Genomic DNA, 19936 nt, shown 5'->3' on the forward strand with positions numbered 1-19936 from the left:
GTATTTTTAGGGTACTTTAATGAAAATAGCATAAGAGATAAACAAGTATCAATTAGACTAAGTCAGAATCTAGTGTAAAGCATGTGACTTTAACTTTGTAAACTATGTGCCTTAACGAACATTATAAAAAACCTAATTAATATGTTTGGAATAACGAATTTTGAAACTTTTCTAATTGCAGCAATACTCTTGAATTTAACTCCTGGAGCAGACACAATGTACATTCTTGGGAGAAGTATTTCGCAAGGAAAAAAAGCTGGAATATTGTCAGCTATCGGAATTTCAACTGGTTCATTAGTTCATTGTATTGTTGCAGCCTTCGGACTTTCAATAATTATCGCTAAGTCCGCAATCGCTTTTAGCACGATTAAATATTTAGGAGCTGCTTATTTAATTTATTTGGGTGTAAAAGCATTTTTGACAAAATCACGAAACGAATTTGAAGTTGAACAACTGGAAAAAAAGAAAACGAGCAATCGGAAAATATTTGTTTCGGGAATTTTAACTAATATTTTGAACCCAAAAGTGGCATTATTCTTTTTGGCATTCTTACCACAATTTATTGACCCGAATTATGCAACGAATTCATTACCGTTCATAATCCTAGGATTGACATTTATTGCGACAGGAACAATTTGGTGCTTGGCATTAGCATTATTTTCAGCCAAATTATCAGACAGAATAAGAAAAAACTATAAAATCAAAATGTGGTTGGACAAAATAACGGGCGGAATATTCATAGCCTTAGGAATAAAATTGGCACTCGCGAAGAAATAACAGTTGCCAACAACGTATATAAAACATAGTGCGAGTCGTTGCTAACACAAAGGTTCGTGCATTTTTGGGAAGTCGCCAAATTTTTAAATTTGACGAATTGCCAAAAATAAAATAATTGAAATATTTAAAAATTCGGCTTGTGTTTATCCGTTAAGTAGTTGCTTATTTTCTGCACTACGTTTCATATACAAACCGTTGCCACACATTTAAAAAAAAATCGTCACGAATTGAACATTCTGAAAAAAATATTATATGGAATTGGAATTTTAACCATAGTTGGAATTGGAATAATTTTCGATTTTTCCGACAGAGGACAATTCTATTCCGAAAACCTTCCGACTGACGAAAAAAATGTATTTGAATGGAAAGACCATTATGACGAATATCAAGACCATAGAAATGTTTATAAAGTACACTTCGGATTTGGAAAATATAAATTCCCTAGAGAACACGTTGCAAAAATAAAATTGTTCAAGAATAGCTTTTTAACGAGTCGCCTAACTTCCAAAACAGTTTCGGAATTGAATAAAGCTGATTTAGATATATTTTTCAATAATCCAAGCAACTTCGATTGGTCAGAGACTACTTGGAGTTTGTCTGAATCGGAATATATTTTTAGATTTTACAATAAAGAAAATAAAGAAATCGGAAAGGTTTGGTTTTCTTTAGATAGTTCTAAAATGACAGAATCTAAACCATTCACACCGAATATGAAATATGGAAGATTAAGCGAAGTTGGTATAAAAAATTTGAATTTTATAATGAACGAAATATTAACTGAATAAAAAAAACGTGAGGCAACACCGTGTATAATTAATTGCTTTGTTCGTGCTTACTTACGAAAATCCTTGCAGATTTTCAGTTTGGTGCATACTTGCAAAATTAAGTGCTAATCCACGCAACTACTCATAGCCTAGACATTGTAGCACATTTGACGCAACCATTCTGAAAATAACATCTTATAAAAAAGTAAATTATGAAATATCGAATTTTATTTATCTCAGTTTTATTTATTGGACTATTTTCTTGTAACAATGATGACGATTGTACTAATACAATTTTAAACACGACAAGTCTTGAAATTGAATATGGCTGTACGAATACTAAATATCAAATGGATATAGAATTATCTGAAAATTTTATGATTATTAAAAATCAACTTGATTTTGCTGAATTTGTATCAGGAAGTTGCCAACCTACGATTGATTTTACAGTTTATGATTTGATTATTGGAAAGAAAGGACTTGCGAATGGGAATACTTCTATTGACTACGAATTAATTGAAAATTGTGAGACTGGGAACGAAAATCTAATTGTTACTTTCAATCAAAATGAAACAACTGTAGCCCCTAATTTGACATATCACGCTCTAATTCCAAAACTTGGAAATGGGCAAGAATTGAATGTTGAAATAATAATTAATTAAAAACGTGCTACAACACCGTGTATAATTGCTTGGTTTTAGCCTACTTACGAAAATTCTCGCGGATTTTCTATGTCGTGTATATTTGTTAACTCTCTCGCTTAACCACGCAACTAATCATACACAAACACGTTACCTGTAATTTGAAGAAAACCTATGAACAGATTTTTAACTTCAATATTTTTCTTACTTTTTACAAGTTTGGGATTTGCACAAAATGGAAAAATACTGTCAAAAGAATTAGTGAATATTTCCCAAACACCGATTTGGGAAAGGATTTCTCAAGACAACCAATTACATACAGATTTTGAGCATTTAAAAAAGTTGGATTTTTATTTTATTACTTATCAAAGTGACAGCTTAAAAGTTCGAGGAATAATTGTTGAGCCAAAAAAAGAAGGAAAATTTCCAGTTGTAATTTTTAATCGAGGAGGAAATAGAGATTTTGGCGAATTGACTATTGAAAATTTAATAATGTATACTTCAAAATTAGCCGAACAAGGTTATGTAATAATCGGAAGTAACTATCGAGAAAACGACGAATTCGGAGGTTTAGAAATAAATGACGTTCTTAATTTGACCGAAACCGTAAAAGAAATTGAAAAAGCCGATTCTAATTCTATAGGAATGTTTGGTTGGTCGCGAGGAGGAATGATGACATATTTGGCACTTCAAAAATCCGATAAAATAAAAACTGCTATTATTGGAAATGGTCCAACTGATTTGTTTGGAATAATTTCTGAAAGACCTAAAATGGAATCTAATGTTATTGCGGAATGTGTTCCAAATTATTATCAAAATAAAGAATCAGAATTAAAAAAACGTTCAGCAATTTATTGGGCAAACGAATTAAACAAAAGTAGCAGTCTTTTAATTTTGTGTGGTACTAATGACAAAAGAGTAAATCCTGAACAAGCAGACAAAATTGCTGACAAGTTAAAAATAGTGGAATATGATTTTGAATTAAGGAAATTCGATACAGACCATTATTTTACTGAAAAGAAAAATGAATTGAATGATTTAGTAATAGAATGGTTCAACGAACGATTGAAAAACTACAGGTAACAAAGAACTGAGGTAAAAAACAACACATTTCTTTATTAATTTGTGACATTATTATTCTAGGCTTACAGATTAAAGAAGGACTTGACTAAGCAAAGTTGATTTGGGTAATTATATGTTATACGCTCGGAATTTTAAGTTTTTTACATTTAATAAGAAGAGTCTTAACCGAATTTAGTAACAAGCGGATTAAAAAACGGAACAATTTTTCACAATAAAATGGCATTCAAAAACAACTAAAATAGAATACAACAAATTGATAAACAGATATATGAAACAAATACTACTCCTCACAATTATCCTTTGCTTTACAACGCTTCATTCCCAAAACAATATAAATATCTATATAGAAGAAGGTATAGCGTATCACGACCAAGGAGATTATGACAAGGCCTTGGAGGCCTACAACAAAGCCTTAATACTAGACCCGCAATCTACCGTAGTAAACTATGAAATGGCCTTGAGCTATTTTAAGAAAAAGGATTATAAAAATTCGATTGCTCGCGCCGATATGATAATAGATAAAAAAGGTGACAATCTGGTCAATGCCTATCTTATTAAAGGTTCAGCTTTGGACATGTTGGGAAAAGTAAAGGAATCTATCAAACTTTTTGAAAAAGCTATTCGGAAATTTCCAACGGATTACTTACTCTATTATAATTTGGCACTGAATCATTATAAACTGAACCAAATGGACGAAGCACTTGAAAATGTAATTAAAGCCATTGAAAATAACTCAAGCCACGGCAGTAGCCACTGGATGCTTGCAAACATTGAATCTGCCAAAGGAAATACCGTTCAATCGTTGTTGGCTAATTATTATTTTCTTTTTTTAGAACCAAATTCTTCTCGCTCTACAGAAGCTTATACATTGCTTCGCGAAAATTTTGGCGGCAACGTAACTCAAGACAAAGACAATGCAATTACTATAAATATTTCTATGAGCGACGACGATGATCCCTTTTCTACCGCGTCATTTATGCTGGGTCTTTTGGGTGCATCGAATATGTTGCCCGAAAATGCTAATAAAACTTCCGAAGAACTTTTTGTTGACAATACCGAATCGTTTTTTCAGGTTTTGGGCGAATTGAAAAAGGACAAGTCAAAAGGTCTCTATTGGAATTTTTATGTCCCTTTCTTTTATGATTTAACCAAGAGCGTCCACTTAGAAACCTATTGCATGTATATTTCGCAAAGCGGAAATGAAAAGGCCGAAGCATGGCTAGAAGAAAATGAGGAAAAACTTTCGGCCTTTGATGCCTGGTTAGAGGAATAATTTTTTCGAAATAAATTTTAAATATTAGCCTCTTTTAATTTCAAACTTTTCAAACACCAAAACTTATGAAACAACTTTTACTTCTCGCCCTACTTGCTTCATTCTTTACGATTTCCGCCCAAAACGATTGCGAAAAATTTAAAAACGGAACGTTTAAAATTAGCAATCCCGAATTGGATTTTGCCTGTACCATCACCCGAAATGATTCCATTCAAATTGAAACAGTTGAAGGTACTGGCGAGCAATTCACTTACAAAGTGGAATGGACAAATCCTTGCGAATACACGCTACAAATGATTAAAGGTCGCCCAGAGCGAGTGGAGTTTTATAAAGACAATGTACTGAAAGTAAAAATTATTTCGACTGAAGATGACAATTACACCTTCGAAGCCAAAATAGACGGAATAGACTTTGTTGCCACCCAAACTATTTATAAAGTAGAGTAAGAATCTAGCATAAACCATTCAAAACCCTATGACTTTATTATACTCCACACTTTTAAGCCGCATAAAAGCCGTCTTTATAGATTCTATTATTATAATAGGAATAATGTATGCCGCCAGCGAAATTTTCGGGCTTTTTGAAAGTGTTCCAAATTATTTTAGGGTTATTGTTTTCCTCTTTGTATTTCTGTTCTACGACCCTTTGTTTACAAGTCTATTTGGTGGAACAATTGGACATTCGTATAACGGAATCGGGGTTAGAAGAGATGATAGTACCAATAGAAAAATATCATTCCCCATGGCACTGCTTCGTTTTGTATTTAAATCACTTTTAGGATGGCTATCTTTTTTAACGATAAGTGGCAATAATAAGAAAAAAGCCATTCACGATTTTGTGGCTAATTCAGTTGTTGTTGATTTACAGGAAGAAGAAAAGAATTCATAAAAACAATTAATACACTTTTAACCCTCTACTCCGCTACAATAACTTTGAAATAATTAATTTTGAAGAAATTCATAAAACATTCAGATGAAGTACGATCAAATACCCAGCAAACTCTTTGTAAAAAACCGCAAAAACTTTATGGCGCAGATGAAGCCGAAAAGTGTTGCAGTTTTTAACAGTAACGATATTTATCCAATTAGCTCAGATAGCACTATGCCTTTTCAGCAGGCACGAGATATTTTCTATTTATCGGGCGCAGATCAAGAGGAAACTATATTAGTTCTTTTTCCAGACGCACCAAATAAAGAGCACCGCGAAATGCTTTTTGTTCGCGAAACAAACGACCATATTGCAGTTTGGGAAGGTGAAAAACTAACCAAAGAAAAAGGTACTGAAGTAAGTGGAATTGAGTCTATTTTCTGGTTAAAAGAATTCGATAAGATTTTCTATGAAGTAATGACGCAAGCAGAGCGCATTTATTTCAACACCAACGAGCACTACCGTCAAAGTGTTGAAACCCAAACTCGCGAAGATCGTTTTATAAACACTACAAAAGCAAAATTTCCTGCACACAGTTGGGAACGCAGCAATCCTATTTTGCAAGCATTGCGTTCTGTGAAAGATCAAATAGAATTAGATATAATGCAGAAAGCGTGCGATATCACTGAGAAAGGACATCGCAGAATCTTAGATTTCGTAAAACCTGGCGTTTGGGAGTACGAGATTGAAGCCGAATATATGCACGAATTTTTAAGAAATCGCTCGCGTGGTTTCGCATATACTCCTATAATTGGAAGCGGAAACAACGCAAATGTGCTTCACTATGTTGTAAATAATCAACAATGTAAAGCAGGCGATTTAATATTGCTTGATGTGGGCGCAGAATACGCAAACTATTCTAGCGATATGACTAGAACCGTTCCCGTAAGCGGAAAATTCAGCAAGCGTCAACGCGAAGTTTATGATGCAGTAAAACGCGTAAAAGACGACGCTACAAAAATGCTCGTTCCTGGAGCTTACTGGAAAGAATTTCACGAAGAAGTTGGCAAATTGATGACTAAGGAACTTCTCGGTTTAAAACTTTTGGACAAAGCAGATGTAAAAAACGAAGACCCAAAATGGCCTGCTTATAAAAAATACTTTATGCACGGCACCAGCCACCACATTGGTCTAGACACTCACGATTATGGTGTGCTTTGGGAAAAAATGGATGAAAATATGGTTTTCACTGTTGAACCAGGAATCTATATTCCTGAAGAAGGTTTCGGAGTTCGTTTGGAAGACGATGTAGTTATTCAGAAAAACGGCGAGCCTTTCAATCTAATGCGCAACATTCCTATTGATGCAGAAGAGATTGAAGATATCATGAACAAATAGAGTACAGAATAAATATTAAAGAATAAAGACCTGCAAAGTTTACTAAACCTTGTGGGTCTTTTTTTAAGCATATGATTTTTAACTACAAAAACATTCCAATCCATTACGAAACCCTTGGAAAAGGGCCTGCAATAATATTGCTTCATGGTTTTTTAGAGAGCGCTACAATGTGGAAACCATTGTTGCCACAGCTGACTGAAAACAATACTGTCGTTACAATAGATTTTCCCGGCCACGGAAAAAGTGATGTTATTTCTGAAATCCACACTATGGAATTAATGGCAGAAGTGGTTGATGAAATAGTACAACATTTACAAATAACCTCAGCTACATTCATTGGGCATTCAATGGGCGGTTATGTTGCTTTGGCTTTCGCCGAATTATTTCCTGAAAAGGTTGATAAATTAGTTCTTCTTAATTCATCTCCTGCGGCAGATTCCGAAGAAAGAAAGAAAAATCGAAATCGAGCTATTAAAGTTATTGATAAAAATCCAAAAGCATTTATTAGTATGGCTATTGGAAATTTATTTGCTGAATCGTCCCGCGAAAAATTCAATTCGGAAATTGAAGCTTTAAAAGATGAAGCATATACTTTCCCCGTTGAAGGTATAAAGGCAGCCATTAGAGGAATGCGCGACCGAAAGGACCGCACAGAAATACTGAAAAACTTCGCAAAAGAAAAACATCTTATTTTTTCTGAAGAAGACCCTATTTTACCACTATTGGAGGCAATAAAACTTGCTGAGCATTGTGGAGCCACAACAGCAATTATTAAAGGAGGACATATGAGCGTAATTGAAAATAAAGATGCCGTTGCGAATAACCTGCACTTAATCGGTTAAAAGTTGCGTTTTATCTGAAAAATTATTAATTTTGGTATGTTAACCCCAAAATAATTTCTTAAAGATGGAAAATGTCGTGCCCCAAAGACGACCTCCAATCTTAAGCCTAATATGTATTGCATTTGGCCACGATTACATTGTAATCCGCAAAATCAACAATCAAATTTTCGAATATGAATGTGCTTGTTGCGGAAAGGAGGTTTCGAACAATCGTTTTGGTAAACTTGAAAAGCTTACTCAAAAACGTCGCAAACTGAATGAGAAGCTATTGCGTTTTTTCAGAAAAAGGAGAAAGCGATTAATACGCTAAAATGCTACTTACAACTTTCAAAATAATAGAATTTCTTACTTAGGAATTATCCCCTTACGCGCCTTTCCGAAATTTAGTCGTCATTATTCAACGCATTCCAACCCCTTGCAATCAATGGTATTTTTGTTCCTGCGCGGCTAATTAAATGCACGCCTTCTTTTTCATTCGTAATATGACCAATAATAGAGAAGTGCGGATTAGCTTTTATTTTCGGGAAATCTTCCTGTTTAACTGTAAAGAGCAATTCGTAATCCTCGCCACCGCTTAAAGCTATAGTTGTACTATCAAGATTAAATTCTTCACAAGTAGAAATAACTTGCGGATCTAGTGGAATTTTATCTTCGTATACATTACAACCTACTTTAGAGCTTTTACAGATATGAAGTATTTCTGAAGAAAGTCCGTCGCTAATATCAATCATTGCAGTAGGTTTCACGTCTAGTTCTTTCAACAAACCAGAAATGTCTTTTCGTGCTTCGGGTTTCAATTGGCGCTCCACCAAATAGGAATAAGGTTCCAAATCTGGTTGCGAGTTAGGATTCACTTTAAAAACTTCCTTTTCGCGTTCTAAAATTTGCAAGCCCATATAAGCTGCGCCAAGATCGCCAGTAACTACCAGCAAATCATTTTCTTTCGCGCCGTCTCTATAAATAGCTTCTCCTTTATTTACTGTACCTAAAGCGGTTATGCTTATCAACAAACCTGTAGTTGAAGAAGTTGTGTCGCCACCTATTACATCTACATTATACACTTTTGCCGCGGCTGTAATTCCTGCGTAAAGTTCTTCCAATGCTTCCACCGGAAATCTATTTGAAGCTGCAATGCTTACCGTAATCTGCGTAGGTTCGGCATTCATAGCGAAAACATCTGAAATATTTACCACCACAGCCTTGTATCCTAAATGCTTTAAGGGCATATAGCTTAAGTCAAAATGAACTCCTTCCACCAATAAATCTGTAGTAACTACAATTTCATTTTTAGCATTGCAGGAAATCACAGCGGCATCGTCTCCAATCCCTTTGACAGTCGATTTTTGTTTTATTTTGAAATTTTTCGTGAGGTGCTCAATTAGTCCAAACTCGCCCAAATTTCCAATACTGGTTGCGGAATTATCTTTATTCTCAAACATAAAATAGATTTATTGCAATTTTCTGCAAAAATACAGTTTCAAATAGCAATAAAAAAGCTAATCATAAATAATGGTATTTTATATTTATAACCCTTCTTATAAAAAATATTATAGCATGACATTAATATTTAACCTCTTACGCTTGTAAAGAGGCTTAAAATATGAGTACATTTAGCCCCTCATATAAATTTAGCATACAAACCAATGAAAAAAGCACTACCCCTTTTAGCACTATTAATTAGTATAATTACTGTAGCACAAACACCCTGTGTAAATGGCATGGCAGGGCAGTATCCCTGTAATGGCCTAGATTTACAATCAAATATTGGCCTTAATGTTTTTGGCTCAGATAGAGGAAACGATTCTTGGGGATGGACAGACCCACAAGATGGAAAAGAATACGTTATAATGGGCCTTGGGAATGGGGCTGCATTTGTAGATATTACAGATCCCGTAAATCCTGTATATCTTGGAAAACTACCTACTCACACTGGTTCAAGCAGTTGGAGAGATATTAAAGTATATAATAATTATGCATTTATAGTAAGCGATGTAAATTCTGGCAGTCACGGAATGCAAATTTTCGATCTTACTCGCCTTCGTAATGTAACAAATGCTCCAGAGACTTTTACTGAGGATGCGCATTTCAGCGGTTTTGGAAACTGTCATAACATAGTAATTAATGAAGAAACAGGTTATGCCTATGCGGTAGGATCTGACGGAAATAATGGAGGTCCTATTTTTATAAATATTCAGGATCCTTTAAACCCAATTCAAGAGGGACAATTTACTGGAGACAACTATAGTCATGATGCCCAAGTAGTAATGTATGATGGCCCAGATGCAGATTACGCAGGTCGCGAAATTCTTTTTGGAAGTAATGAAGACAGAATTTCAATTGTAGATGTAACAAACAAAAATAATCCTGTAGGCATTTCAGTAGGTTTTTATGGAAGTGTAGATTACACACACCAAGGTTGGTTAACAGAGGATAAGCGTTTCTTTATTATTGGAGACGAATTAGACGAAGCCAACTTCGGTTTTAATACTAGAACCATCGTTTTTGATGTATCGGACTTAGACAATCCAGTTGTTCATTTTGAGTACGAAGCAGATGTGGCAGCAATAGACCATAACGGATATGTAAAAGGAGATGAATTCTACCTTTCTAGCTACCGTGCAGGCTTAAGAGTTTTAGATATTAGTGATATTGAAAACCAAAATATGGTAGAAACTAAATTTTTCGACACTTACCCTTCAAGCAATTCAGCTCGTTTTGACGGAGCTTGGAGTGTGTATCCATATTTTGCGAGTGGTAATATTGTTATTAGCGATATTGACAGAGGTCTATTTATAGTTAGAGATCCATTGTTGGGAGTTAATGATAATGCTGTTACAAATTTTGCAATTGCACCCAACCCAGCGAAGGAGATAGTTACAGTTTCTTCTAAAGTAGAACCGATAAACAAAATTGAAATTTACAATGTTCTTGGTCAAAAAGTAATGGAACAGAGCTTTACAAATAGTCTTTCAGAAAGTTTAAATATTTCGAAATTACAATCGGGAATGTATGTGATGAAAATAAATTCAACTACAACAAAACGTTTATTAATAGACTAAAAAACAAGCATTCCTTTTATGCTAATTATTAAAATTTATAGATTTAAAGCACTTCTTTTTCTACTATCATTTTCATTCCTTCTTTTTTCTTGCGGAAAAGATGACGGTAACGAACCTGAGCCTGAAATTAACGGTGAAGTTGAACTCGTGAAAACCTACGGTGGAAGCGGAATTGATGAAGCGGTCTCGGTGGTTGAAGCAGCAGATGGCAACTATCTGGTTTTGGGGACTACCCGAAGCTCAGACGGCGATATCACAGATCGCGCTGGTAACGACAGCGATTTCTGGCTGTTGAAACTTTCGAAAACTGGAGATATTATTTGGAGCAAAACCTATGGCGGCAGCGATGATGAAAATGCTTCGCGAATTACCAAAACTAATGATGGTGGTTTTCTGCTATCTGGATATACTACCAGCAACGATGGCGATGTTAACCAAAATGCAGGTTTTCAAGATTATTGGGTCGTAAAGATAAATGCATCCGGTGGTATTATTTGGGAGAAAAATTTTGGATTTTCAGGCAGCGATCAGGCCTCTAAGGCTTTTCAAACTTCAGATGGTGGTTATTTTATAACTGGCTATTTTGATGTTTCGGCAAGTGGCGGCGCTGGTAATGATTTTAATAAAGGCGCCATGCACGGTGTAGGCGAATATTGGGGCATTAAGCTGAAATCCGACGGTACCACTCAATGGAGACGGTATTTTGGCGGAAGCAATAACGATAGAAGTTATGACGCCCTAGAAACAGCAGACGGCGGTTTTTTAATGACCGGCACTTCTGAAAGTGAAGATTATGACAAAACAGACTTTAAAGGAAGTTATGATTATTGGGCCGTTCGCTTAACAGCAACTGGCGATTTGCTGTGGACAAAGTCTTTTGGAGGCGAAGAAATAGATAATTCGTACGCTTCAATTAAAACCGATGACGGCAATTATATAATGGTTGGCGACTCGCGAAGTGCAGACCAAGACGTAACTAATCCGCGGGGTAATGCGGATGCTTGGATGGTAAAATTTGATGACAATGGCAACAAAATCTGGCAAAAATCTTTTGGTGGTTTACAGTTCGATACCGCTCATAGTATCGTACAGCGCAACAACGGAGATTATATTTTAAGTGGACACAGCCGAAGCGCAGATGGCGATTTACAAAATAATAATGGTCTAAACGACGTTTGGGTATTTGTGGTTGATGCAACCGGAAATTTAAAATTTCAAAAGAGCATTGGCGGCTCGAGTATCGATTTTGCTTCCGAAGCAATTGAAACTACAGACAACAAAATTGTGGCCGTTGGCAATAGTGAAAGTAATGATTTGGACATTCCTTTAAACAAGGGATCAAAAGATTTTTTATTGATTATACTGAACTAATATTATCTAATACACGTTTTTGAAATTATGAAAACACTCGCTTTTTTACTTATCATGACTTTTGTGGCTATTGGCTGTAGCAGTAGCGACGAGCCACAGACTGAAGTCCTGGGATGTATGGATCTTAGTTCACTTAATTACAATCCCGCGGCAAATACAGACGATGGCTCCTGCACATACGAAAAAAGTGCAACTATTCTTTTTACACAAAACTGGGCGGGAAACCCAGTAACAGAGGCAGATTTTAACGCTACAGAATTTCTAAATGAAGCAGGAAATTTAATTAAGATTACTAAACTTCGCTATTTAATTTCAAGAATCGTACTAATAAAAGCTGATGGTGCTACAATCAATTTTGACGAATACAATTTAATAGATCTTTCAGACCGTAACACGCTATCGTTTTCACCAGCAATACCTGTAATAACTGGAGATTATACTGGAATCGCTTTTATATACGGGTTTAATGAAGCAGACAATGTTAGCGGTGCTTACCCAGATTTAAATGATGCGAATTGGAATTGGCCTTCTATGGCAGGAGGCGGATATCATTTCATGCAAATGGAAGGCACTTTTGATGACGCAGCGGGTGCACCTCAACCTTATAATTTTCACAATGGTACTGCTCGCGTAAGTGATGGTGTTTTTGAGCAGAATTTTATAGCGTTAAATTTTGATAAAAACTTTACAATTACTGATGATACTACTATCGAAATAAAAATGGATATCTCAGAATGGTACAAAAATCCATTGACGTGGAATTTAGAAGATCGCAGTACAGATCTTATGATGAATTATCTTGCTCAAAAAGATATGCAAAGAAACGGTGCTTCCGTATTCAGTATTGGAGAAGTAACACAATAAAGATGAAAATAGGCCCTGTGAAAATTTATCAATTAGTATTTGGGATAACAGCATTGTGCCTTGTTTTATCGTGTTCTTCGAATGATTCAGCTTTAGAGGAACCTATCGATGAGTACACCCCCACTCCAAAAGCATTGACGGTTCCGCCCATTCTTGAACGATTACTTCCGCCGCCTTTTATTCCAGCAGACAATCCACAAACTGTAGAAGGTATTGCGTTAGGAAGAAAACTATTCTTTGACCCAATTCTTTCGGGGGATGGAACACAAGCATGTGCCTCTTGCCACAATCCCGCCAAATCTTTTACTGACGATAATCGTTTCAGTGTTGGGATAGACGGTGTAGAAGGTACACGGAATTCCATGCCAATCTTTAACATGGCTTGGAATAGAGACAACAAATTTTTCTGGGATGGACGTGCCATGAGCATTGAATTACAAGCCTTAGAACCCGTTACCAATCCTATTGAAATGCACAATACTTGGGAGAATGCCGTGGGTAGTTTACAGAACAACGGCCAGTATCCTGAACTTTTTAATAAAGCTTTCGGCACCACCACTATTACCAAAGAGCTTACAGCAAAAGCCATTGCACAGTTTGAGAGAACACTTATTTCGGCAAATTCACCTTTTGATAAACATCTTTTAGGCGAAAGTGAACTAACACCGCAGGAATTGAACGGTTTCCAAATATTTATGGACGAATCTCGCGGAGACTGCTTTCACTGTCACGGTAATGAAAACAGTCCGCTTTGGAGCGACAATATTTTCCACAACAACGGTTTGGATGCTATTATTTCGGACAAAGGATTGGGTAATGTAACCGGCGATCCCTACGACGACGGGCTTTTTAAATCGCCATCACTTCGCAACTTGGCTTACACTGCGCCTTATATGCACGACGGTCGCTTTGAAACTTTAGATGAAGTAATAAATCATTATAGCGAAGGTCTTGTCTATTCCAGAACTATAGATCCGTTAATGAAAGCCGTTTCTCGAGGCGGAGTTCAGTTAACTGAGCTCGACAAAGCAGACTTAAAAGCGTTCCTTCTTTCACTTTCAGACCCCTCCTTTATCAACAACCCAAATTTTCACGATCCCAATTAATTTCAGCCCTTTTTCCTTCTTCAACTAAGCAATAAAAACCAAGGTGTTAATTATTGTTTAAAACTATCGCACCATAGGTTTAATTTCCCGCTTCTCTATGGTTAAAAGTTCCATTTGATGTATATTTGCCGTCTAATTTAGAATTAATCTACATATGATTAAGATAAGTATAAACGCCAAATCAAAAATCGCACAATTGATGGCTGAAGAAGGCTTCAATATTGCAGATGATTTTGTGCGCGTAGGTGTAAAAAGCGGCGGCTGTTCTGGTTTGAGCTATGAATTGAAGTTTGATCATAGTTTAGGTGAAAACGATAAACTTTTTGAAGAAGATCAAGTAAAAATAGCTGTAGACAAAAAAAGCTTTTTATATCTAGTTGGCACCACCCTGGAGTACAGTGGCGGCCTTAACGGAAAAGGATTCGTATTCAATAATCCGAATGCAAACCGCACCTGTGGCTGCGGAGAGTCTTTTTCACTTTAAAACATTAATTGAAGATGAGTAAGTATACTGAAGATGATTTAAAAAAAGAATTAGAAACCAAAGAATACGAATACGGTTTCTATACAGATATACAATCTGACACTTTCCCTGTTGGATTGAATGAAGATGTGGTTCGTGCTATTTCAAAAAAGAAAGAAGAGCCCGAATGGATGACCGAATGGCGATTAGAATCTTTTCGTTATTGGCAAGAAATGGTTGAACCAGAATGGGCAAATGTACATTACAAAAAACCCGACTTTCAAGCAATTTCTTACTATTCTGCGCCAAACAACAAACCAAAGTACGATAGCATTGACGAAGTAGATCCCGAACTTTTGGATACATTCAAAAGACTCGGAATTTCTTTAGACGAGCAAAAGAAACTTGCTGGCGTTGCCGTAGATATAGTAATGGATTCAGTTTCTGTTGCAACAACTTTCAAAAAAACTTTGGGAGAAAAGGGCATTATTTTTTGTTCTATGTCTGAAGCAATTAAAGAGCATCCAGAATTAGTAAAAAAATATTTGGGTACTGTTGTTCCGCAGCGCGATAACTTTTACGCTGCCTTAAATAGCGCAGTGTTTAGTGATGGCTCTTTTTGCTACATCCCGAAAGGCGTTCGTTGCCCAATGGAGCTTTCTACATATTTCAGAATAAATCAAGCAAATACAGGACAGTTTGAAAGAACCCTCGTAATTGCTGATGAAGGAAGTTACGTTAGTTATTTGGAAGGTTGTACGGCTCCAAGCCGCGACGAAAACCAATTACACGCAGCAGTGGTTGAATTGATAGCATTAGATGATGCCGAAATAAAATATTCAACTGTGCAAAACTGGTTTCCAGGAAATAAAGAAGGAAAAGGTGGGGTTTTCAATTTTGTGACGAAGCGCGGAATTTGCGAGAAAAACGCTAAAATCTCGTGGACACAAGTTGAAACAGGAAGTGCAGTAACTTGGAAATATCCTAGCTGTATTTTAAAAGGTGATAATTCTATTGGTGAGTTTTATTCTATTGCTGTAACTAACAATTTTCAGCAAGCCGATACTGGCACAAAGATGATTCACATTGGTAAAAACACAAGAAGTACCATTATTTCAAAAGGTATTTCTGCCGGGAAATCGCAGAACAGCTATCGTGGTTTGGTGAAAATTTTACCGAATGCAGACAATGCGCGAAATTTTTCGCAATGTGATTCACTTTTAATGGGTAATAGTTGTGGCGCACACACCTTCCCATACATTGAAGTTAAAAACAAAACCGCCCAAATAGAACACGAGGCAACAACAAGTAAAATTGGTGAAGACCAAATTTTCTATTGCAACCAGCGAGGTATTAATACCGAAAAAGCGATTGCACTTATAGTAAATGGTTTTAGTAAAGAAGTTTTAAACAAGCTCCCAATGGAATTTGCCGTGGAAGCACAAAAACTTTTGGAAATAAGTCTTGAAGGATCTGTTGGATAACAGTTTTTTCTAAAATTTAAATAATTTTCTAAAAAACAACTCTTGATTATGAAAAAATTCATTTTGATGCTAATGCTTTCGGCAGCCGTTTTTTCTTGTAAAAATTCCGAAGAAAAAAATAAGGATGCTGATGAAATCACGACAGAAAATACAACCGACGCAGAGGGGACTAAAGCCTACAAAGGTGATTATATAGATTCTAACGGCGCTTTGGTATTAATGGGTACAAACTTTATTTACGGTGTAAAACGTAATGAAGTTTCAGACCAACTTTCTAAGCAAATTTCTGCCGTTAAGAAGAATGAGTTTGATATGGTGAATGTAGTTGTAAAAGGTATTGTATCTAAAAATACAGATGCCGACAGCGAATGGGAAGAAGTAATTACAATTAATGAAATTATGAGGGTGAGCGATAAACCTTCAGAAGCAGATATAAAATTTGAAGAAACAGCAAAGAAAAATTAACATGTTAAAAATAAAAGATTTACACGCCGGACTAGAAGGAAAAGATATACTGCAAGGTATAAATTTAGAAGTGAAAGCAGGTGAAGTGCACGCAATAATGGGCCCGAATGGTTCAGGAAAAAGTACGTTAGCTTCAGTTGTTGCGGGCAAAGATGAGTTTGAGGTTACAAGAGGTTATATAACTTTTGAAAACGAGGATATTTCAGAATTAGATCCAGAGGAAAGAGCACACAAAGGTATCTTTCTTTCGTTTCAATATCCTGTGGAAATTCCTGGTGTTTCAGTAACCAACTTTATAAAAACAGCAATTAACGAAACACGCAAATCTCAAGGTCAAGCAGATATGCCAGCTTCTGAAATGCTGAAAAAAATAAAGGAAAAAGCAGACATGCTAGAGATAGATCGTAAGTTTCTTTCGCGTTCTTTAAACGAAGGTTTTTCTGGAGGTGAAAAGAAAAGAAACGAAGTTTTCCAAATGGCAATGTTAGAACCAAAACTGGCTATTCTTGACGAAACCGACTCAGGTTTGGATATTGATGCGTTAAAGGTTGTTGCCAACGGTGTAAACAAGTTGAGAAGCAAAGACAACGCAGTGCTTTTAATTACGCATTATCAGCGTCTATTGGATTATATAGTTCCAGATTACGTACACGTACTTATGAATGGAAAAATAGTAAAATCCGGCACCAAAGAACTTGCTTACGAGCTAGAAGAAAGAGGATACGACTGGATTAAGGAAGAATTGGTTTAATAATTCAAAGTTCGAGATTCAAAGTTCAAGGTTATCTTGAATACTGAATTGCGTATTATGAATTCTGAATTAAAAGAAATGAGTTTTAAAGACAAATTATTATCATCATATATTGGGCTCGAGGATCACTTAGAGTTTGATTCGCCTTTGCACGATGTGCGAAACAACGCCATTAAAATATTCGAGGAAAAAGGGTTTCCTACTAAAAAGGATGAAGCCTGGAAATACACTTCATTAAATTCGTTGTTAAAGACAGATTTCAGCATCTATTCAGATAAAGAAAGAAACGTTGAACTTAAGAATGTTCGCAAGTATTTTCTTCACGAAATAGATACGTACAAACTTGTATTTGTAGACGGGGTTTATAATTCGTTTCTCTCGGAAACAACACACGACACACTGGATGTTTGTTTAATGTCTGCAGCTTTAAATAAAAGCAAGTACAAACCTGTTATTGAAGCCTATTTCAACAAAGTAGCCAAAAGCGATAGTTTAACTTCGCTGAATACAGCTTTCACAAAAGAAGGTGCTTACATTCATATTCCCGCGCACAAAGAGGTTGAAAAGCCTATTGAAATCATCAATTTCTCTACCGGAAATGAAGCTGCAATGTTTCTTCAACCACGAAATTTAATTGTTGTTGGTGAAAACGCACATGTTCAAATTATTGAGCGTCACCAGAGCCTTTCAGGTAATGAGGTTTTGACAAATTCGGTAACGGAAATTTTTGCCGAAAAGCGCGCTTATGTTGACTACTATAAAATTCAAAACGATGAAGCCACTGCTTCATTAATAGACAATACATATATTTCGCAACAACGCGATACGGTTTGCCGCGTGCATACTTTTTCGTTTGGCGGAAAATTAGTTCGCAACAATCTCAACTTTTATCAATACGGTGAGCATTGCGATTCTACGCTAAAAGGAATTACAATTCTTGAAAAGAAACAACACGTAGACCACAACACTTTGGTACACCATATTGCACCAAATTGTGAAAGTCACCAAGATTATAAAGGTCTTTTTGCAGAATCATCTATTGGTGTTTTTAACGGAAAAATTGTTGTTGAAAAAGATGCTCAGAAGACTGACGCTTTTCAGCAGAATAACAATATTTTAATTGACGATAAAGCTACCATAAACGCCAAACCACAGTTGGAAATTTTTGCCGACGACGTTAAATGTTCGCACGGTTGCACAATTGGCCAGTTTGACGAAGATGCTTTATTCTACCTCCGTAGCCGTGGAATTGGTTTAAAAGAAGCTCGTGCTTTGCTGATGTACGCATTTGCAAACACCGTTTTGGAAAGTGTACAAATTCCGGAATTGAAAGTTCGAATCAACAAACTTATTGCCAATAAAATTGGAGTGAGTTTAGGCTTTCAGCTATAGTTTATAAAGGTTGCCGCGAATTCACAATTTCGATTTTAAAAATTCATTGTTCGTGAATTGGCGGCAAAACTTCAACTCTTAATTACAAAATATATAATCTTTAATGTCCTTCAACATCCAAAAAATACGTAGCGATTTCCCAATCCTTTCCCGAAAGGTTAACGGCTATCCATTGGTATATCTGGACAATGCTGCAACATCACAGAAACCGCAGCAGGTTATTGATAGTATTGTAGATTATTACAGCAACTACAACGCAAACATCCATCGTGGCGTGCACACGCTTTCGCAGGAAGCTACGGACGCTTATGAAACTGCGCGCCAAAAAATTCAAAAGCACTTTAATGCGAAGGAAGCTTACGAAATTATTTTCACCGCAGGCACAACCCACGGAATAAATCTAGTTGCTAGTGGTTTTTCTGAAATTTTGAAGAAAGGCGACGAAATAATTGTTTCCGCACTGGAGCATCACAGCAATATAGTGCCGTGGCAAATGCTTTGTGAGAAAACTGGAGCCATTTTGAAGGTAATTCCGATGAATGAAGAAGGTGGTTTAATTTTTTCAGAATACGAAAAACTACTTTCCGAAAAGACAAAACTTGTGTTTGTAAATCATATTTCAAACGCATTGGGAACCATAAACCCAATTGAAAAAATAATTGAAAAGGCGCATCAAGTTGGAGCCGCTGTACTTATTGACGGCGCACAATCTTGTTCGCATATTAAACCCGATCTTCAGAAATTAGATGTAGATTTTTACGTAACCTCGGCTCACAAAATGTGCGGACCAACGGGAATCGGCATTCTTTATATGAAAGAAGAATGGGGTAATAAACTTCCGCCTTACCAAGGTGGTGGCGAGATGATAGCCGAAGTTACTTTCGAAAAAACAACCTATGCTGGACTCCCACATAAATTTGAAGCCGGAACGCCCAATATTTGTGGCGGAATTGCATTTGGTGCAGCCATAGATTATCTTAATACCATTGGTTTTGAGGCCATTGAAAAGCACGAAAACGAACTTTTAAAATACGCCACAGAGAAACTTTTAGAAATTGAAGGTTTAAAAATTTATGGTACTGGCCCAGATAAAACCTCGGTAGTTTCATTCAACATTGAAGGAATACATCCGTACGACATTGGGACTATTGTAGACAAACTAGGTATTGCAGTGCGCACGGGGCATCATTGCGCACAACCTATTATGGATTTTTATAAAATTCCCGGAACCGTTCGTGCCTCTTTTGCATTTTACAATACTTTAGAAGAAGTAGATGCATTAGTAAATGCTGTAAAAAAGGCTAAAATGATGTTAAGTTGAATATTAACTAATGCT

The 19936-nt window shown here is 36.1% G+C and carries 21 protein-coding genes; 20 read left to right on the forward strand and 1 reads right to left on the reverse strand.

Features of this window, described 5'->3' with window-relative positions; all coding sequences use genetic code 11:
• Window positions 1-141 precede the first annotated feature (141 nt).
• From AC3RVG_RS03870 to AC3RVG_RS03915, 10 genes are all read left to right on the forward strand, one after another.
• Window positions 142-777, forward strand: coding sequence for a LysE family translocator (locus tag AC3RVG_RS03870; protein ID WP_489690129.1), 636 nt, complete (start codon window positions 142-144; stop codon window positions 775-777).
• 227 nt (window positions 778-1004) lie between these two features.
• A complete protein-coding gene (locus AC3RVG_RS03875; RefSeq protein WP_489690130.1) occupies window positions 1005-1562 on the forward strand; it encodes a hypothetical protein in 558 nt (185 codons plus the stop codon).
• Between the two features lie 191 nt (window positions 1563-1753).
• Entirely contained in the window at window positions 1754-2203 is a 450-nt protein-coding gene (locus AC3RVG_RS03880) for a hypothetical protein (protein ID WP_489690131.1), read from the forward strand.
• A gap of 153 nt (window positions 2204-2356) precedes the next feature.
• Complete coding sequence (locus AC3RVG_RS03885) at window positions 2357-3265, forward strand: alpha/beta hydrolase family protein (RefSeq protein WP_489690132.1); 909 nt, start codon at window positions 2357-2359, stop codon at window positions 3263-3265.
• Window positions 3266-3533: 268 nt separating this feature from the next.
• Window positions 3534-4538: a tetratricopeptide repeat protein gene (locus AC3RVG_RS03890; RefSeq protein WP_489690133.1), complete on the forward strand. Its 1005-nt coding sequence runs from the start codon at window positions 3534-3536 to the stop codon at window positions 4536-4538.
• Window positions 4539-4603: 65 nt separating this feature from the next.
• A complete protein-coding gene (locus AC3RVG_RS03895; protein ID WP_489690134.1) occupies window positions 4604-4984 on the forward strand; it encodes a DNA topoisomerase IV in 381 nt (126 codons plus the stop codon).
• A 28-nt stretch (window positions 4985-5012) separates the two neighbouring features.
• On the forward strand, window positions 5013-5426 hold the full coding sequence (locus AC3RVG_RS03900) for an RDD family protein (RefSeq protein ID WP_489690135.1): 414 nt from the start codon (window positions 5013-5015) through the stop codon (window positions 5424-5426).
• An 84-nt stretch (window positions 5427-5510) separates the two neighbouring features.
• Window positions 5511-6803: an aminopeptidase P family protein gene (locus AC3RVG_RS03905; protein WP_489690136.1), complete on the forward strand. Its 1293-nt coding sequence runs from the start codon at window positions 5511-5513 to the stop codon at window positions 6801-6803.
• A 71-nt stretch (window positions 6804-6874) separates the two neighbouring features.
• Window positions 6875-7645 carry an alpha/beta fold hydrolase gene (locus tag AC3RVG_RS03910; protein ID WP_489690137.1) on the forward strand — a complete coding sequence of 257 codons (771 nt, stop codon included), beginning with the start codon at window positions 6875-6877 and terminating at the stop codon, window positions 7643-7645.
• Between the two features lie 64 nt (window positions 7646-7709).
• Window positions 7710-7955: a DUF1660 family phage protein gene (locus AC3RVG_RS03915; protein WP_489690138.1), complete on the forward strand. Its 246-nt coding sequence runs from the start codon at window positions 7710-7712 to the stop codon at window positions 7953-7955.
• A gap of 73 nt (window positions 7956-8028) precedes the next feature.
• Here the strand turns inward: AC3RVG_RS03915 and thiL are convergent, their stop codons facing one another.
• Window positions 8029-9084, reverse strand: coding sequence for a thiamine-phosphate kinase (gene thiL / locus AC3RVG_RS03920; RefSeq protein WP_489690139.1), 1056 nt, complete (start codon window positions 9082-9084; stop codon window positions 8029-8031).
• Between the two features lie 204 nt (window positions 9085-9288).
• Here thiL and AC3RVG_RS03925 point away from each other — a divergent pair, with 204 nt between their 5' ends.
• The 10 genes from AC3RVG_RS03925 to AC3RVG_RS03970 all read left to right on the forward strand — a co-directional run bounded on the left by AC3RVG_RS03925 (window position 9289) and on the right by AC3RVG_RS03970 (window position 19921).
• Window positions 9289-10704 carry a choice-of-anchor B family protein gene (locus AC3RVG_RS03925; protein ID WP_489690140.1) on the forward strand — a complete coding sequence of 472 codons (1416 nt, stop codon included), beginning with the start codon at window positions 9289-9291 and terminating at the stop codon, window positions 10702-10704.
• Between the two features lie 18 nt (window positions 10705-10722).
• Complete coding sequence (locus tag AC3RVG_RS03930; RefSeq protein WP_489690141.1) at window positions 10723-12075, forward strand: hypothetical protein; 1353 nt, start codon at window positions 10723-10725, stop codon at window positions 12073-12075.
• A 27-nt stretch (window positions 12076-12102) separates the two neighbouring features.
• Complete coding sequence (locus AC3RVG_RS03935) at window positions 12103-12939, forward strand: MbnP family protein (protein ID WP_489690142.1); 837 nt, start codon at window positions 12103-12105, stop codon at window positions 12937-12939.
• Between the two features lie 2 nt (window positions 12940-12941).
• Complete coding sequence (locus tag AC3RVG_RS03940) at window positions 12942-14045, forward strand: cytochrome-c peroxidase (RefSeq protein WP_489690143.1); 1104 nt, start codon at window positions 12942-12944, stop codon at window positions 14043-14045.
• A gap of 154 nt (window positions 14046-14199) precedes the next feature.
• Window positions 14200-14529 (forward strand): HesB/IscA family protein, encoded by a 330-nt coding sequence (locus tag AC3RVG_RS03945; protein WP_489690144.1) that lies wholly within the window; start codon window positions 14200-14202, stop codon window positions 14527-14529.
• 14 nt (window positions 14530-14543) lie between these two features.
• Window positions 14544-15992 carry a Fe-S cluster assembly protein SufB gene (gene sufB, locus AC3RVG_RS03950; RefSeq protein ID WP_489690145.1) on the forward strand — a complete coding sequence of 483 codons (1449 nt, stop codon included), beginning with the start codon at window positions 14544-14546 and terminating at the stop codon, window positions 15990-15992.
• A gap of 48 nt (window positions 15993-16040) precedes the next feature.
• A complete protein-coding gene (locus AC3RVG_RS03955) occupies window positions 16041-16457 on the forward strand; it encodes a hypothetical protein (protein WP_489690146.1) in 417 nt (138 codons plus the stop codon).
• Between the two features lies 1 nt (window position 16458).
• Window positions 16459-17208 (forward strand): Fe-S cluster assembly ATPase SufC, encoded by a 750-nt coding sequence (gene sufC, locus AC3RVG_RS03960; protein ID WP_489690147.1) that lies wholly within the window; start codon window positions 16459-16461, stop codon window positions 17206-17208.
• A 78-nt stretch (window positions 17209-17286) separates the two neighbouring features.
• Window positions 17287-18600, forward strand: a complete 1314-nt coding sequence (sufD, locus tag AC3RVG_RS03965; protein WP_489690702.1) for a Fe-S cluster assembly protein SufD — start codon at window positions 17287-17289, stop codon at window positions 18598-18600.
• A 103-nt stretch (window positions 18601-18703) separates the two neighbouring features.
• Window positions 18704-19921 carry an aminotransferase class V-fold PLP-dependent enzyme gene (locus tag AC3RVG_RS03970; RefSeq protein ID WP_489690148.1) on the forward strand — a complete coding sequence of 406 codons (1218 nt, stop codon included), beginning with the start codon at window positions 18704-18706 and terminating at the stop codon, window positions 19919-19921.
• The last annotated feature ends 15 nt before the right edge of the window (window positions 19922-19936 follow it).

This window comes from Aequorivita sp. IT1282, from assembly GCF_058068205.1.